At 44.7% G+C, this 14417-nt stretch carries 12 protein-coding genes and 1 pseudogene; 7 read left to right on the top strand and 6 right to left on the bottom strand.

The genetic code is table 11. The annotated features are described in order from the left end of the window. Nucleotides 1-158: transposase (locus VR7878_RS03585; RefSeq protein ID WP_077333657.1), on the bottom strand; the 158-nt coding region annotated here is incomplete at its 3' end. Nucleotides 159-242: 84 nt separating this feature from the next. On the opposite strand from VR7878_RS03585, the gene VR7878_RS03590 reads away from it, so the two are divergent. The 5 genes and pseudogenes from VR7878_RS03590 to VR7878_RS03610 all read left to right on the top strand — a co-directional run bounded on the left by VR7878_RS03590 (nt 243) and on the right by VR7878_RS03610 (nt 3935). Beyond that, nucleotides 243-1139 carry a hypothetical protein gene (locus tag VR7878_RS03590; protein WP_077333541.1) on the top strand — a complete coding sequence of 299 codons (897 nt, stop codon included), beginning with the start codon at nt 243-245 and terminating at the stop codon, nt 1137-1139. Nucleotides 1140-1241: 102 nt separating this feature from the next. Continuing rightward, nucleotides 1242-1668: pseudogene (locus VR7878_RS03595) on the top strand (N-acetyltransferase). A 179-nt stretch (nt 1669-1847) separates the two neighbouring features. Further along, entirely contained in the window at nt 1848-2732 is an 885-nt protein-coding gene (locus tag VR7878_RS03600; protein ID WP_159440425.1) for a HEPN domain-containing protein, read from the top strand. Between the two features lie 359 nt (nt 2733-3091). Then, nucleotides 3092-3391 (top strand): GFA family protein, encoded by a 300-nt coding sequence (locus tag VR7878_RS03605; RefSeq protein ID WP_306345794.1) that lies wholly within the window; start codon nt 3092-3094, stop codon nt 3389-3391. Nucleotides 3392-3584: 193 nt separating this feature from the next. Beyond that, nucleotides 3585-3935, top strand: a complete 351-nt coding sequence (locus VR7878_RS03610; protein WP_077333545.1) for a cupin domain-containing protein — start codon at nt 3585-3587, stop codon at nt 3933-3935. On the opposite strand, the gene VR7878_RS03615 is transcribed toward VR7878_RS03610, so the two are convergent. Both VR7878_RS03615 and VR7878_RS03620 read right to left on the bottom strand, forming a co-directional pair. Then, on the bottom strand, nt 3932-4546 hold the full coding sequence (locus VR7878_RS03615; RefSeq protein ID WP_077333547.1) for a LysE family translocator: 615 nt from the start codon (nt 4544-4546) through the stop codon (nt 3932-3934). The genes VR7878_RS03610 and VR7878_RS03615 overlap by 4 nt on opposite strands. Before the next feature lie 249 nt (nt 4547-4795). Continuing rightward, nucleotides 4796-5716, bottom strand: coding sequence for an MBL fold metallo-hydrolase (locus tag VR7878_RS03620; RefSeq protein WP_205409416.1), 921 nt, complete (start codon nt 5714-5716; stop codon nt 4796-4798). A 106-nt stretch (nt 5717-5822) separates the two neighbouring features. On the opposite strand from VR7878_RS03620, the gene VR7878_RS03625 reads away from it, so the two are divergent. After that, nucleotides 5823-6758, top strand: a complete 936-nt coding sequence (locus tag VR7878_RS03625; RefSeq protein WP_077333658.1) for a LysR family transcriptional regulator — start codon at nt 5823-5825, stop codon at nt 6756-6758. 331 nt (nt 6759-7089) lie between these two features. On the opposite strand, the gene VR7878_RS03630 is transcribed toward VR7878_RS03625, so the two are convergent. The 3 genes from VR7878_RS03630 to VR7878_RS03640 form a co-directional block, all read right to left on the bottom strand. After that, nucleotides 7090-8493 carry a family 43 glycosylhydrolase gene (locus VR7878_RS03630; RefSeq protein ID WP_077333552.1) on the bottom strand — a complete coding sequence of 468 codons (1404 nt, stop codon included), beginning with the start codon at nt 8491-8493 and terminating at the stop codon, nt 7090-7092. Nucleotides 8494-8533: 40 nt separating this feature from the next. Then, a complete protein-coding gene (locus tag VR7878_RS03635; RefSeq protein WP_077333554.1) occupies nt 8534-10366 on the bottom strand; it encodes a cellulase family glycosylhydrolase in 1833 nt (610 codons plus the stop codon). Between the two features lie 981 nt (nt 10367-11347). After that, nucleotides 11348-12229: an NAD(P)-dependent oxidoreductase gene (locus VR7878_RS03640; RefSeq protein ID WP_077333556.1), complete on the bottom strand. Its 882-nt coding sequence runs from the start codon at nt 12227-12229 to the stop codon at nt 11348-11350. 511 nt (nt 12230-12740) lie between these two features. On the opposite strand from VR7878_RS03640, the gene VR7878_RS03645 reads away from it, so the two are divergent. After that, on the top strand, nt 12741-14330 hold the full coding sequence (locus tag VR7878_RS03645; RefSeq protein WP_077333558.1) for an EAL domain-containing protein: 1590 nt from the start codon (nt 12741-12743) through the stop codon (nt 14328-14330). Nucleotides 14331-14417: the final 87 nt, after the last annotated feature.

Genomic DNA, 14417 nt, shown 5'->3' on the forward strand with positions numbered 1-14417 from the left:
TTTTCTTGCTTGAGCTGCCTTACCCACTTATCCATTGTCGATTTACCAACACCCATGGCTTTTGCAGCTTCAACAACGGTGTAGTTTTGATCGAGAACAAGTTGCGCTGCTTCGAGTTTGAATTCCGCACTGAAAGTGCGTCTGGTACGCTTGGTCATAGTTTCACCTGTCATGCTATGAGGTGTATTTTAACACCTCTAATCAGGTGGCCAAATTCACCGTACCACTACATTCAAAGCGCAATGGAATTGCTTGGGCATTCAATTTCACACTACAACGGAAAGAAGGAGCTTGACCGAAAGCTTCTCATACTACATCTGGCTAATGCTGTTGAGCTCATTCTTAAAGACTTGGTACTTGACGCAGGTCAGTCTATATATAAGAACGCCAAAGAGACAATAACAATTCAAGGATGCTTAAGTGCTTTAAATGAAGCTAATGTAGGGCTTCCATTCTTAAATAAAATTGAGCTTTTAATCGATGAGCGTAATGCACTTCAACACAGGTTTGGATCACCCAATGAACTTACAAGCATTTTCTATATGAATATTGCCCAGAGTTTTTTTCAAGAGGTTCTAAAAAAGCACTATGGCCAAGATTATGATGAGGTTGTGAGTCAATTTGTTGATGAGCAAGACTTAGTTGCGTTCAAATTGGGTGAACCTACCAATGATCAAGAATTAGACAGATTAGTGGAGCTCGCCAAAATTCACCCATTAGGAGCTCTTCTATCTGCATGGTCATATCTAGAAAAAACTACGGAAAAATTCACTAACGATGCCGGCATGAATTTTCGGAGGAGGCGCCCATTTATTATGGAGTTAACACGCGGGAGCCTAGAACAGTTCGGCGTTGATATTCCTCAAGAGTTGATGGAAAAAATCGATGTTATGCGCCAAGTTAGGAATATGTCTGCACATGGTCGTATGGAGCCAACCCAAGAGCAGGTTCAAGAAACAATTACAACTATTGAAAACCTTGAAAAGCACCTTTATTCCTTAGATTTAGCTGAAATACAAAAACGAGCTCAAGTTGAAATAGAAAAAGAAGAAGCTGCGCGAATGAAACGAAGAGAAGAGATGCGCGAGTATCAAGAAAGAATGGAAGCCCAGAAAAAACTAGAGCTAGATAATGACTAACAAGGCTATTAACTACGCGCCTGCGGCACCGGACGCTCGTACCTCGTGCTAGTTATTGCAGCATTATATCCCCCAATAACCCCAACACCCCATAATCGAAAAATGATAAGAAAATACAACGAAGAAGACTTAGATTCAGTGCTGGATATCTGGCTGAAAGCATCAGTGAAAGCCCACGATTTTGTTTCAGCAGAGTTCTGGGAATCTCAAATCGAGAACATGCGCAATATTTATATTCCAGCCTCAGAGGTCTGCGTTTTCGAAACCGAGTCTCAAGTGGTCGGGTTTTACGCATTGTACGAAAATACCCTTGCTGCTCTATTTGTCGTACCTGAACTTCAGGGAAAGGGGTATCGGTAAGCAACTGTTAAATCATGCTAAAATGCAGAGAGCCCGGTTAAGTCTGTCCGTGTACCAAGAAAATCAGGCCAGCTATCAGTTCTATGTATCGCAAGGTTTTCATGTGGTGAGTGAACAACGCGATGAACATACGGGACATCCCGAATACACCATGCGTTCGGCCACATAAGCATCATTGTGTGTGATGCCTCGAAGCTGAAACTTGAGACAATCATCGGGGGACAGAAATAAAAAAGAACCGCGTCGCATTTTATCTTCCCACAATGCTAAAACTATGATAAACAGTGTTTTTTGCTGGATGCTTCTTTTATGCTAGAGCCATGTTATCCACCAAAGCGAAGCACGATTATGAAAACCTCCCTCGACCACCTGCCTGAATTCAAACAGCAAGAGCTTGCCACGATCTCGACCATTCTGCGCGATACGCTGGAAGACTATCTTGAGGGCAAAACGGGGAGTAAAAGTGAATTTCGTATCCTGAAAATTATTCTGTTCGGCAGCCACGCTAAAGGCAATTGGGTCAGCGATCCGGTCAATGGTTACATCAGTGATTACGATATTCTGGTGATCGTCAATAAAGCTGCCTTGGTGGAAAATTATGTGGTCTGGCAGCGTGCTGAAGAGCAAATTGATCGCAAAGTGAAATCCGCGCCGTTGGGTTTGATTGTTCACGATTTGCAGGAAGTAAATGAACGATTGCAGCAGGGGCATTATTTCTTTAAGGATATCCGTGAAGAGGGGATTGAACTGTTTGCCGCAACACCGAAACCGCTGATTGAGCCGGGGGATTTGACGGAGGAAGAATTGCGGGAAATTGCCCGAAAGCATTATGAACAGTGGTTAAAAGCGGGTAGTGATTATGTAAAAACATACCATTACCATCAATCAGAAGAAGATATGATTAATCTTGCGGCTTTCGATTTACATCAAGCCACAGAAAGATTCTTCGCCTGCGTATTACTCACATGCACCAACTACTTACCCAAATCCCACAATATCGAAAAGCTGAGTAAACTGTGCGCGCAAATCGAGCCTGAGTTTAAAACGATTTTCCCGCTCGACAATAAATTCCACCGTCGCAGCTTCCGCCGTTTGCAACGCGCCTATATCGAAGCCCGTTATTCCGAACATTATGAAATTACCGCAGAGGAGCTGGCTTATCTCGAAGGGAGAGTGTTGCAGTTAAAAGCAGTGGTTGAACGGGTCTGTTTAGCGCGGATAGATTCTGCTTAACCATTCTTCCTTGAATGATTTTCTTGGTTGAGTGGTTGATTTGAATAGAGTGAAATCTTTTTAAAAGCCAACTTGATCGATGATCTCAGGGGGAAAATTCAAGGATGAATTTTCAGGATTGCTTGAGCAGGATGCGAATCAATCCGACCCTGATTCAGTGCGCTGAACTCAAACCCTAGGCATTTTTGGGTACTTTTTCGGCCTTGAAAAAGTATCTGGGGCGCAGTCGGAGACGCTAACGAAACCGAGGAAAGTGATTGCGTCCCAAACTCAGCATCACAATTTTACTTTCCTACAGCCTATGGCTTCCAAATTTATCGTATAAACTGGATATCAACCGACGTACAGGGAAAAAGAAGATGAAAGTGTATCAGGGAAGTTGTTTATGTGGTCAGGTGACTTATGAGGTTCGTGGGCTGAGTAAGGACGGCGCACACTGCCACTGCTCGATGTGTCGTAAATTTCACGGCGCAGCATTCGGAACACTGTTTACTGCCGAACATGTACAGTGGACATCAGGACAGTCACTGGTGAAAGAATATGTTGCTCCGAACGGCACCATCCGGACTTTTTGTCGTGAGTGCGGGTCGAGTCTGGGATTCCGGGGGGAAGGACGTCCCTCAGAGCCGGATGGAAGTTGCTATCGCGACATTGGATGATGATATTGAAGCCACACCGGATGCGCACATTTATACCCGATATAAATCAAACTGGTATGTCATTGACGATCATTTGCCCCGGTTCGATGAAGGAAGAGAGGGGGAGTGAGGCTTTTTTCAGCAGAATATTGAAAACAGATTCTTAGCAATATACTGTACATAATTACAGTAAATAGCGATGAGATAAGAATTAATGAAAGAATCTGTTTCTTTATCTGCGCAGCGAGTGTGGCAGGATACACCTTATCGGAGGATTCGTTATGCGTGGTTGCACCAGTCAGAACCCGGCCCGAATATAGCATTACTTCAGCTGGAACAAGGCGCTTGTCTTCCGCGACATTTTCACCCGGGCTGGGAGCAAATCGATGTGATTTCTGGTCACATCGAAGTGAACGGGTGTCACCTGTTTGCAAACGATCATATATACATCGGAAAAGAGCAGGCACATGAAGTGATTGCCCGCGAAGCGTCACTCTATCATACCGTTTCTGAGGTTCAGGGCGTGACGATTTGTGATACGTCACCTGCCTCGCTGAACAACTAACGTTCCATCGTGGCCAGTTTTATTCCCATTAATACAAACAGTCCGGCGAAGCTTTTTTGGATCCGACGGACAATTTTGGGTGACTGGATGATGGCATGACGGATTTTATTGGCCAGCAGGCCGTAGATGACAAACACGATAAAGGTCATCAGCATGAACACCAGACTCAGGATCAACATGTGCAGTATCGGAGCCGTCTGTTGCGCGGGGACAAACTGAGGTAAGAAAGCGAGGAAAAAGATCGACAGTTTCGGGTTGAGTAAATTAATCAATACGGCTTTGGATGCAATAGCAAGATAACCCGTTTGAGATGTGTTCTCATTCTGAAGTGTCAGTGCTCCGGCGTCTTTCCACATCCCCCAAGCCAGATAAGCCAGATAGATCACGCCGGCATATTTCAATAGCTGAAACAGGACTGCGCTGGTATGTAAAATGGCCGCCAGCCCGAAAACGCTGGCAACCAGATGCGGAATAATACCGGCAGTACAGCCGAGCGCCGCATAGAGGCTGGCTTTGGCACCGCGAGTCAGGCCAATCGATACGGTATATAACACCCCCGTCCCGGGAAGCAGAACAACAATCAGTGAAGTCAGAAGAAATTCAATTGGCATAAACAATCCTTGTGCTGAGCCAGCATGTTTTGAAAACAATCGGATATATCATATCGGAGTGGTGAAGTATTGACCATCATTGTTTGGTTTGGGTCGTTATCGTTCCATCGATGCCATCCAGTCACAGTGATCGTATTGAGGTATAGATATCAGCAGATATGGGATCCTCGTGTTGTTGTCCCATGAGGCCGGAACGTCTCGGCATCATGGGAATGTTCATACATCGAAAAGGCGGCGAGTGGATACGATTTATTTGCTGTTCAGCGCGTTAGTATACTCTACGGGTAACCAGCGATATCCGCGTTGTGCTTTTACGACATGCCCGAAGCCCGGGAAGGAGATATGCGCAGCCGCGACGAGATCGCCTTCTTTGACCACTTGTTGCAAGACTTTCTTCCGTGTTTCAACGGCTTTTTGCTGATTGACGTCAAAGTGAATTGCGACTGAAGGTGAGGGGAGTTGGATGGTTTTGATATGGATAATATCGCCCCACAACACCAGATTTTTCCCTGCGCTGGACACTTTGTAAATCACGCTGCCCGGTGTGTGTCCCGGTGCCGGAATCGCTTGTATGCCCGGAAATAATGCTACCGGTGCCTGAAACGTGGTTAATTTACCGGCATCTTTGACCGGGCCGACCGTCTTTTGGGTGTCGGCAAATGTATGGCGCTGGTCTGCCTCAACATGGCTGATGTTTTTCTCGTTCAGCCAAAAGTCAGCATCATGCTGATCGACATACACGGTGGCGTTAGGAAATGCCAAATGTCCGTTTCTGCTGACGCCACCGGAATGATCGGCATGGATGTGGGTCAGTAATACCGCGTCGATGCTCTCTGCCGGATATCCGGCGGCGGCAAGATTACTGAGCAGGTGTCCGCCCAAGTCGCCAAATAGATCGCCAGCTCCGGCATCGACTAAAATCTGTTGTTTACCATCATCAATCACAAATGTATTGATTGATGTTTCTACCGGTGATTGCAGATAGGCGGATTGGAGTGCCTGATGAATCGATTTTTTGCTGGTATGGGTCAGGATTTTATCGAACGGTACATTGACCGTCCCGTCTGAAACTGCCGTCACAAGTAGTTTACCGAGTTTAATCCGATAGTAGCCCGGCGCTTGCTGTGCATCGAGATAGGTGGATGCATTGGCGAAACTCGCTACCAACATAAAAGATATGATCCAAAATTTTTTCATGGTTTCCTCTGATGAGATTGATCGATTGAGTTTCTGGAGTATATTCATACTCTGTTTATTAATTAAATTGATTATCTTGATGAACCATATTGTTATTGATGATATTAGACGGGTGGACTTAAATTTGCTGGTGGTGTTATTGGCTTTGTATCATGAGCAAAGTGTCACCAAAGCTGCGGAACGCTTGTATCTGGGGCAGCCTGCCGTGAGCGGTGCGCTGAAGCGACTCAGAGAGCTCGTCGGCGATCCCTTGTTCGTGAGACAAGGCAGCGGGATGATTGCAACCCCCCGTGCTGAAACATTGGTTCAAGCGCTGACACCGTTGATGGCATCACTCCACAGCCATCTGTTTGATGTGCCGGTTTTCTCCCCCCAAACCAGTGTAAAAACCTTTCGGATTGGCATGAGTGAATGGGTTGAGCAGTGGGTGATGCCAAAGTTTTTACAGCAGACATATCAAGATGCACCGGGGGTTTACTTCAAGGTTGTCAATGTCGATCCTTATACGGCGCGTGATGCGGTAGAAGAAGGGATTGTTGATGTGGCCATCTCGCTGGATACCATATCGACGCAGGAAACTGAGAGTGTGCAGGTCAGGAATATGGGCTATAAAACCGTTTGGTCACAAGCGCAAATGTCACTCTCAAACCCGATCACTTTGGATGAGTTTCTGAGCAAAGAGCATCTTTTGGTCTCTTACCGCAATGCATCAAGCAGTCAGCTTGACCAGTATCTGGCACAACAAGGCAAGTCACGCCGGATTCGTTATGTTTCGCCTAATTTCTCTTCCTATCCGCTGCTTTTAAATCAGCAGCCATTCTTAGCAACGGTGCCACATGGGCTCGCTGTCATTTGGCAACAGAATTACAATCTGACGGTAAGTGATGTGCCGGTGGATTACGAGGACATTAAGCTTTGTTTGTTGTGGCATAAAAGACAGACTCAGGATCCGGCGCTGAGCTGGCTTTTAGCACATTTGCAGCAAGCCATGAATGATGGATTAGGGCACCCATAGATAAAAAAAGCCAATCACAAAGCGTGTGATTGGCTATCGATATGAACAATTTGGTTCACTAACAACGTCAGTTGGCTAGGTGACCCTCGGCTTAATAAGGGTCATATGTACTAATGCACCATGTGTGCCAACTTTTTAATTGGTATTTAATTTATTGATTTATTTGTATTTGTTTGAATATTGGTCAGCATTCAATACAGTCATGCTCATATCTTGATTGCAAAATGCAAACGAGTTTCTATTTTGCAATGGTGGGGCGTGGTGTTTGATCCTAAAAATGAACGGGCCACTCGTTAAAGTGGCCCGTATTGAGAGAACATTCTGGCTTAACTTAATATCTTGGCCAGCCGTTGCTATCCCAGTTAAGTGTGCTAATCAGCAGTTTAGCCTTACCGCCATCAGTCGCATCATAAGCATGACGGACAATCACATCGGTATTGGCAATGTCCTGACCGCCGGGGCCAATCCACCGGTTGCTGCCGCCATCAAGTAAAGTCCCGCCGCCTTTCATCATGTCTTTACCACTTTTATCCAGATACGGGCCGATAATTTTGGTCGCCCGGCCATAACGGATCTGGTAGGTGCTGTCGACGCCACGACAACAGCGGCCTGTGGATACAAACAGATAATAGTAACCGCGACGATAAACAATACTAGGGGCTTCAATCCCACCGGAACGACTTGCCAGACTCAACAGATCGCCAATCGGTTTCATGGTGATTGGGTTGAGCCGAACCAGCTTGATACCCGAACCAAAAGAACCAAATGTCAGCCACGGATCACCGTCTTTATCAATCACTAAGTCAGGATCAATGGCGTTGTAGTTACTGGCTGCAGTGGTATGAATCACCACCCCGTGATCTTGCCAGTCACTATTGGCTAAACTTGAGGCCGAAGCCAAACCAATCGCTGACACACGGGAGCCAAATGTTGAAACTGCATAATAAAGCCATACCCGGCCATTATAATGTTTCACATCCGGTGCCCAGACGTCATCGTTTTCCAAATCGGGGACATAGCTGTACCACCAGCGTAAGCCATTCGGAAAAACGGATGGCAGCGGGTTCCAGTCCAAGCCGTTATCACTGACTTTACCGTAGATACCTTTGCCGGTCTGGAATTCCCACCAAGTCCCGTTTTCATAGGCAAGCGTCGGATCATGTGTGCCTAGGTTACCGCTCAGCGGCCAGTGATTGGCACGACCATTGGTGGATGAGGTATCCACCGGCTTGCCGCCAGAGGCCTTAATTAAGCTTAAGCGAAACTGCTGGGCATCGAGATTATTGACCTCCCACTGATCAAGATTGGCACCGTCAGATGTGTTCCAGTCCCATAAATCCAGTGCTTTACCACTGTTTTTATTGACCAGCACATGGTAGTTGTTATTCAGATCCCGGATATCCCACTTTTGGGCATCACCACCCCAATACTGCCATTGTGAGACATTATCACCATTCGCCTTACCAGCCTCGTATACTTCCATTGCTTTGGCACTGTTAAGATTAATGATGGAGTAGTAGCCGTCATCGCGCTTGGTAATGAGCCAACGTTGTGTGTTATGGCCGTTATCCGGCCATTGACTAATGTTGGCGCCATTACTTTTGTCAGCATTCGCGACTTCGACTAACTTACCACTGACCTTCGACTGAATGGTATACACACCATTTCTGACGTCTGCCTGTACAGTTCCTGCGAGCGTTATGCCCGCAAGAAATATAATGTAGAGTGTTCTCATTGAAACGCCTTCACTATAATGAGAGGTCAACGATCAACAGTTACTTAACGGTGTTTGAATCCCACAACCGTTGTAACATGTCCCATTTCTCAGTTTCGAAGCCAGTCCATTCACCCCAGCCAGATGTGTTGGTCCGTGCATCATAGGCGTGACTGTACAAACCACCTGTATCGTCTGATTCTGGGTTGATACTCCAGTAGCAACCTTCAATGTTCTTGTCTGACATGTAGTCAACCAGCGCATTTTGCCATTTTTTATCGTAGTCAGAACGAGGGAGGTAGCCCCACAAGTCTTGGATACGGATTGCACCAGATTCCGGCCAGTCATAGTGACCACCGAATTCACCGATCACAATTGCATAGCCTTCATCTTTGAGATAACCAAAGTGTTCTTCCCAGCCTTCTCTGAGCAGTTCAGGGTTAATCACAATGTTACATTTTGCTTTAGCCGCTTCGTCTTCAGACAAGCCAGCACATTCTGGTTGAGCAGGGTCCATAAACTGTTTCTGTACAGATACAGAAGGACCATAGGTATGTGGTGACAGCACTAAACGGTCTTTTGGAATATTCAGTGGGTCAGTCGCCATTGAGAAGAAGTTTTCACCCCAGTTTGGATTAGTTGCTTCATCACCATGAGGGCTTTGTGTACCAGCTGATGTACCACCACTGATCCCTTCAACCCAGATCAACACATTTTTGTTTTCTTCGTTGATGGCTTCATATGCATGTTCAGCCAGCGTTTTCCAATCAGTCCAAGTGTAATCCCATGGTTCGTTAAAGATATCGATCCCGAGGATGTTATTCACTTTCAACTCATCTGCGAAACGTGCCAGTTGACGGAGGTCTTCAAGCCATTTCTGTTCGTTGTATTCCTGAACAGTGACACCGGGGCCGACATCAGTACCGCAGGAGTAGTTTTCACGTTTGTAAGGGTAGTTATTACGATTGGCATCTGCATAAGGTGGTGTCGCGTCTAAACGTCCGGCACGCCAGCCAAGATAATTCGAGCATGAGTGAATATCGAGCAGGATATCAAGTCCGTTTTTGTCAGCAAGTTTGATGAAGTCTTCAAGTGCCTGACGTGCACTGGTAGCACGTACTGATGGGTGGTTTTTAAAGACACGAGGCTGACCTTGCGGGTCATCCGGATCGAGTGTTTGCGGTGCAATCGGCAGACGAATCAGGTTGATGCCTTTGGCTTTGATTTCATCCATGGTTTGTTGGATTGTCCGGCCTGTACCTTGGCTGTTGTTCGCCCAGAATGTGTTACCCATATAGAGTTCCATCGGTGCGCCGCTAGGGTTGGTAGCGTCATTTGCCTGTTCGTGACGACCTTCCAGACCAAACCATGAGCCACAGCGAACCGGTTTGACGACATCATCTTTGGTGATATGACCATTTTCATTGACCCGGAAGACAACTTGGTTGCCTTTACCGCCGTCGCCAGGGTCACCGGGGTCACCGGGATCACCGGGGTCACCACCGTCACCACACAGTGAACCGGTTAGAGTCGGAACTTCCGATGTGCCAGTGCCTTGAAAGCCGAATGAGGTGCTGGATCCGGGCTGTAAGCTACCGTTTGAAGGGGTATTAGTTGCTGTGTATGGGTTACTGCCTGACAGGACAGCGTTCCAGATATTGGTAATTTGAGCACCTTTGGTATACTCCCAGCCCACGTTCCACGCTGATACAGCACTGGAGGTATCATTTTTGACAGTCACGTTCGCAACGAAACCAGAGCCCCAGTCACTCTGAACTTCATAGGTACATCCTGCATACGCAGAACCGGATAAAGCAGCCAGAGCCAGACTGATCCCAATACTGAGGGTCTGTTTCTTACAACTGATGTTTTTGAAAACTTGCTGTTTTCTCATTTGTTACTCCTTTCAATTATTTTTAAGTATTTATTTTTATTGCTGAATATGATCTGTTGCTATCCATAAATGAATGTTCATCCACCCCCTGACTCAACCCTGAGTCCATAAGTTGAGATAAAAATTTGAGATGATTTATTTGCTTGAATTGGTGACCGTTTGGCAGAACTACAAATTCGTCAGTAAAAAACTGAAAATAAACTAAAGTCAAATAATCTCATCAAACACATTAACCATTAGTGACAGAATAACGGCCTGTCAAAATTTGAATGTGTTATTCATCGAATTAATTATTGAACTGTTATTTTTATCGAAAAAAATAAGCGAATAACTTATATGCCTATCATCATAAATTATTGTATCGTAGGGTGGATTGGTCTGTTGGGTAAATAAATAATTATTGATTTTTATCAAGTAATAAATAAAACGTCATACGTTATGGTGAGGATGAGCTGAATCAGTAGGATAACTGATGATATTCGAGGGTTAGTTTGTTTTTAATTGTATTATGTATGTAAATATATGATTTAATTTATTTTTTATAATTAATTCTTTCTGTTGTCTCTCATCGGTGCCGATGATGTTGTTGTGGTTTTTTTGAAATGTGTCATTGTTTTGAGCTCTTCGTGAAATATTTCATGATATTTTTAATGTTATAGTTTTATCTTATTTAATAATGACATTGATAAATTTTGTTTTAAAAATGAAATATTATTTCAAAACATTAATAAAATATAAAAATGGAAGATGTATCATGTTTTATGTGATTGAAAATTACAGGCTGGTATTCAGTTTAAAGTAGTAATTTCTAATCAATTATCGGTGAGGATTTAAATGATTAATCTGGATGATTTAATCAAGAAACTGTCTCCGTATGCATTGAAACGGCAATTAGCTTATCATCATACAATGTAGACCGAAGCGATGTTGCTTCGGCCGGGGTGTTATTGTACGGATAATCAATGATGCCAATGGTTAAGATTATCTTGAGGATTTGTCATAGGCTTTGATGAGCACTGAAGTGTCCATTCTTCCTAGGCCTTGATCCTGAAGTTTTGCGTACATGCTATCCACTTCTTTTGTCATCGGGAGCTCAATCTGGTGACGAGCCGCTTCATTCAGGCAGAAGCCTAAATCTTTTCTCATCCAGTCTATAGCAAAGCCAAAATCAAATTTATTTTGTGACATTGTCACAGCACGATTCTCCATCTGCCAGGATCCGGCAGCACCGTGTTTGATCACATTGACCACTTGTTCAATATCCAGATCAGCGGCTTGTGCCAGTTGCAATGCTTCACTTAATCCCTGAAGTACCCCGGCAATACAAATTTGGTTGACCATTTTACAGCGTTGGCCTTGGCCGTGCGTACCGAGTAACTCCGCCTGTTTAGCGTAGTTAGCCATAACAGGTTGAATTTGGTTGAAAATGTCTGCTTCACCACCACACATGATTGTGAGTGTGCCATTCTCGGCGCCGGCTTGTCCTCCGGATACGGGGGCATCGATGAATGAGATATCTTTTTCTTTACACGCCTGAGCCAGTTCAAGTGCAAGTTCTGCCGAGGTCGTGGTGTGATCCACGATAATTGCCCCCGGTTCAGTACCGGCAATTATCCCATCATCCCCATACATGACGCTGCGGACATCTTGGTCGTTCCCGACGCAAAGAAAAATGACTTCACAGCCTTTCGCAGCGAGTTTCGGGGTTGGATAAGATTTTCCGGGATAGTGTTGTTCCCAAGCGGCTGCTTTGGTCTGTGTCCGGTTATAGACACGTGTTTGATAGCCAGCTTTGGCAAGATAACCAGCCATTGGGTATCCCATCACACCTAAACCGATAAATGCGACATTGGTAATATTCATGTGTGCTCCTTGCGTAATAGAGTGAACAATTGATATATGTTATTTTATAAATATGATTTTTAAGGAAAAATTATATTTATATGCAGCTTTTACGAGTTGATGTCACTATAAAATGACAATTGACATATGTCAATTGGTAATTGTGAATGATTGCTTCTGCTATGAGTGTTGATCGCTTCAGGCGAGATGAACAACAAATTCAACCGGTGAGGTGGTCCGATTCCATCGTGAATCATGCGAGAGTACCCTGATTCAAAGAGATAACCTTCAAAGCAGAGAAACTGAGAGATCACTCAGTGATTTTGTGCATGTGATTCAAATAATGAACATTTTTAGTATAGAATTGCACAATAATTCCCAGTCATCTCATGATGATCCGGTATAGGTTGTATTGAATTTCGTGAACTAAACTGTCATTAACCGCGAAAATAATCAGTATTATAATTATATAGAGTCGGGGATTACTCGGTTGGTATTACCTAAGTACGGAAGTCGCAAACTAGGATTTAATATGGCAGATCATCCATCCGGTAAGCTGAATAAGACCAGCAAAATCAAATCATACGCTTTAGCTTTGAAGCAACCAGTGCAATTGATTTTTCTTACCGTTCTCTTTCTTGGCATTTTTGCGCAGATGATGATGACGACATTTCATCGTGAAGAAATGAAAAGTGTGGCTTATCTTGCTCTCAGTCATGCAAGTCAAATCGCAACCCAGTTGACGCAGGCAATGGAATTGCTGGCTGACAGTGATACGATTCCATGCAGTCCGGAAGATGAAAATATAATGCAGGACATTCTGCATGTTAACCACTTTGTTGCCGATATCGGGCGGATTGAAGATGGGATGATTCAATGCCTGACGCTCAAGAAATTAGAGATGCCACTCCGGTTGCCTGAAGCACAATATCGGTTAAATGGTTATTCTTTCGTGAAACGTTACCAGTTTGCATCATTGCCGAATCATTCCCCGATTGATCTGACTTTTCGCGATAATATCATTGCAATGACTGCCCCCCGAGCCTTTGAGGGCTTTGAAATCTCGACGAATTATACGGTTGAAATCCGCAGTTCTACACTAGCGCATACTTTTGAACGGTTAGGTGATACGAAGTTACCGGAAATTCAGCCGGACGGACGCATGTCACATTTGCTGATTGAAAAGCAGTGTAGCCGTCAACCGTCGCTCTGCGTGTTAGTCAGAGATAATCATCCCTTTCTCTACAATGCTTTGAATGGCCCGACCTTAAGTGCTTTTTTGGTCGTGATCTTATTTATCTTGCTGAGTTATAAAGCATGGGGAATGCCAGCTTCCCGGGATAAACAATTGAAGAGCCGTTTACGCAAGGCGATTGCGAACCGGCAACTCTCATTGGTCTATCAGCCTAAATTTGTGCTCAAAGATGAACGGATCCAAGGATTCGAAGTGTTATGTCGCTGGCATGATCCATTGTTGGGGAGTGTCAGCCCTGAGGTGTTTATTCCTTTGGCGGAACAGACAAAGCAGATTCGCCAGTTAACGTTGTTTGTTGTCGAACAGTCGATTCAGGATATGGCACGGGTTTTACAAAAGTATCCGGAATATACGTTGAGCATTAATTTGGCGGTGGATGAGTACCTGACTGAGACTTTTATTGAGCGTGTCACTGAGATTGTGAAAAAGTATTCGGTCAATGTGAATCAGATTATGTTTGAAATTACCGAGCGTTCATCTTTTGGTTGTCAGGATGTGGTTTCCGTGTGTGATGCGCTCCGGTTACGTCATTTCCGAGTATCGCTTGATGATTTCGGGACAGGATATTCAAATTTGTCGTGGCTGAGTGATATCTATACGGACGAAATCAAAATTGACCGGATGTTTACCAGTGCGTTGGGGACTGACACGATTGCTGGACGAACCGTGAACATGATGTTAGATCTGCTGGAAGGATTTGAGGATGTTACAATTGTGTTGGAAGGGATAGAGACTCTCGAACAGGTTGATTATCTGCGTAAACGAGATATCGCAGTCATCGGGCAGGGATGGTACTACGCCAGACCAATGCCGATTGAAGAGGTTAAAGCCTTCATTCATCGCCATTCGGTCAGAAATATCATTTAGGTCTGACACGTCAAATCAGGATAAAGTATTGCTGGTTTAGAGTATCGGTGTTGATTTTGTCATATCCGACATCACAGACATGGCGGG

The organism is Vibrio ruber DSM 16370 (genome assembly GCF_900163965.1).
Classification (GTDB): domain Bacteria; phylum Pseudomonadota; class Gammaproteobacteria; order Enterobacterales; family Vibrionaceae; genus Vibrio; species Vibrio ruber.

Coding starts and splice junctions, on each gene's coding strand:
- VR7878_RS03590 (WP_077333541.1), top strand. CDS start 243: ATGGAATTGCTTGGGCATTCAATTTCACACTACAACGGAAAGAAGGAG.
- VR7878_RS03600 (WP_159440425.1), top strand. CDS start 1,848: ATGAAAACCTCCCTCGACCACCTGCCTGAATTCAAACAGCAAGAGCTT.
- VR7878_RS03605 (WP_306345794.1), top strand. CDS start 3,092: ATGAAAGTGTATCAGGGAAGTTGTTTATGTGGTCAGGTGACTTATGAG.
- VR7878_RS03610 (WP_077333545.1), top strand. CDS start 3,585: ATGAAAGAATCTGTTTCTTTATCTGCGCAGCGAGTGTGGCAGGATACA.
- VR7878_RS03615 (WP_077333547.1), bottom strand. CDS start 4,546: ATGCCAATTGAATTTCTTCTGACTTCACTGATTGTTGTTCTGCTTCCC.
- VR7878_RS03620 (WP_205409416.1), bottom strand. CDS start 5,716: ATGTTGGTAGCGAGTTTCGCCAATGCATCCACCTATCTCGATGCACAG.
- VR7878_RS03625 (WP_077333658.1), top strand. CDS start 5,823: ATGAACCATATTGTTATTGATGATATTAGACGGGTGGACTTAAATTTG.
- VR7878_RS03630 (WP_077333552.1), bottom strand. CDS start 8,493: ATGAGAACACTCTACATTATATTTCTTGCGGGCATAACGCTCGCAGGA.
- VR7878_RS03635 (WP_077333554.1), bottom strand. CDS start 10,366: ATGAGAAAACAGCAAGTTTTCAAAAACATCAGTTGTAAGAAACAGACC.
- VR7878_RS03640 (WP_077333556.1), bottom strand. CDS start 12,229: ATGAATATTACCAATGTCGCATTTATCGGTTTAGGTGTGATGGGATAC.
- VR7878_RS03645 (WP_077333558.1), top strand. CDS start 12,741: ATGGCAGATCATCCATCCGGTAAGCTGAATAAGACCAGCAAAATCAAA.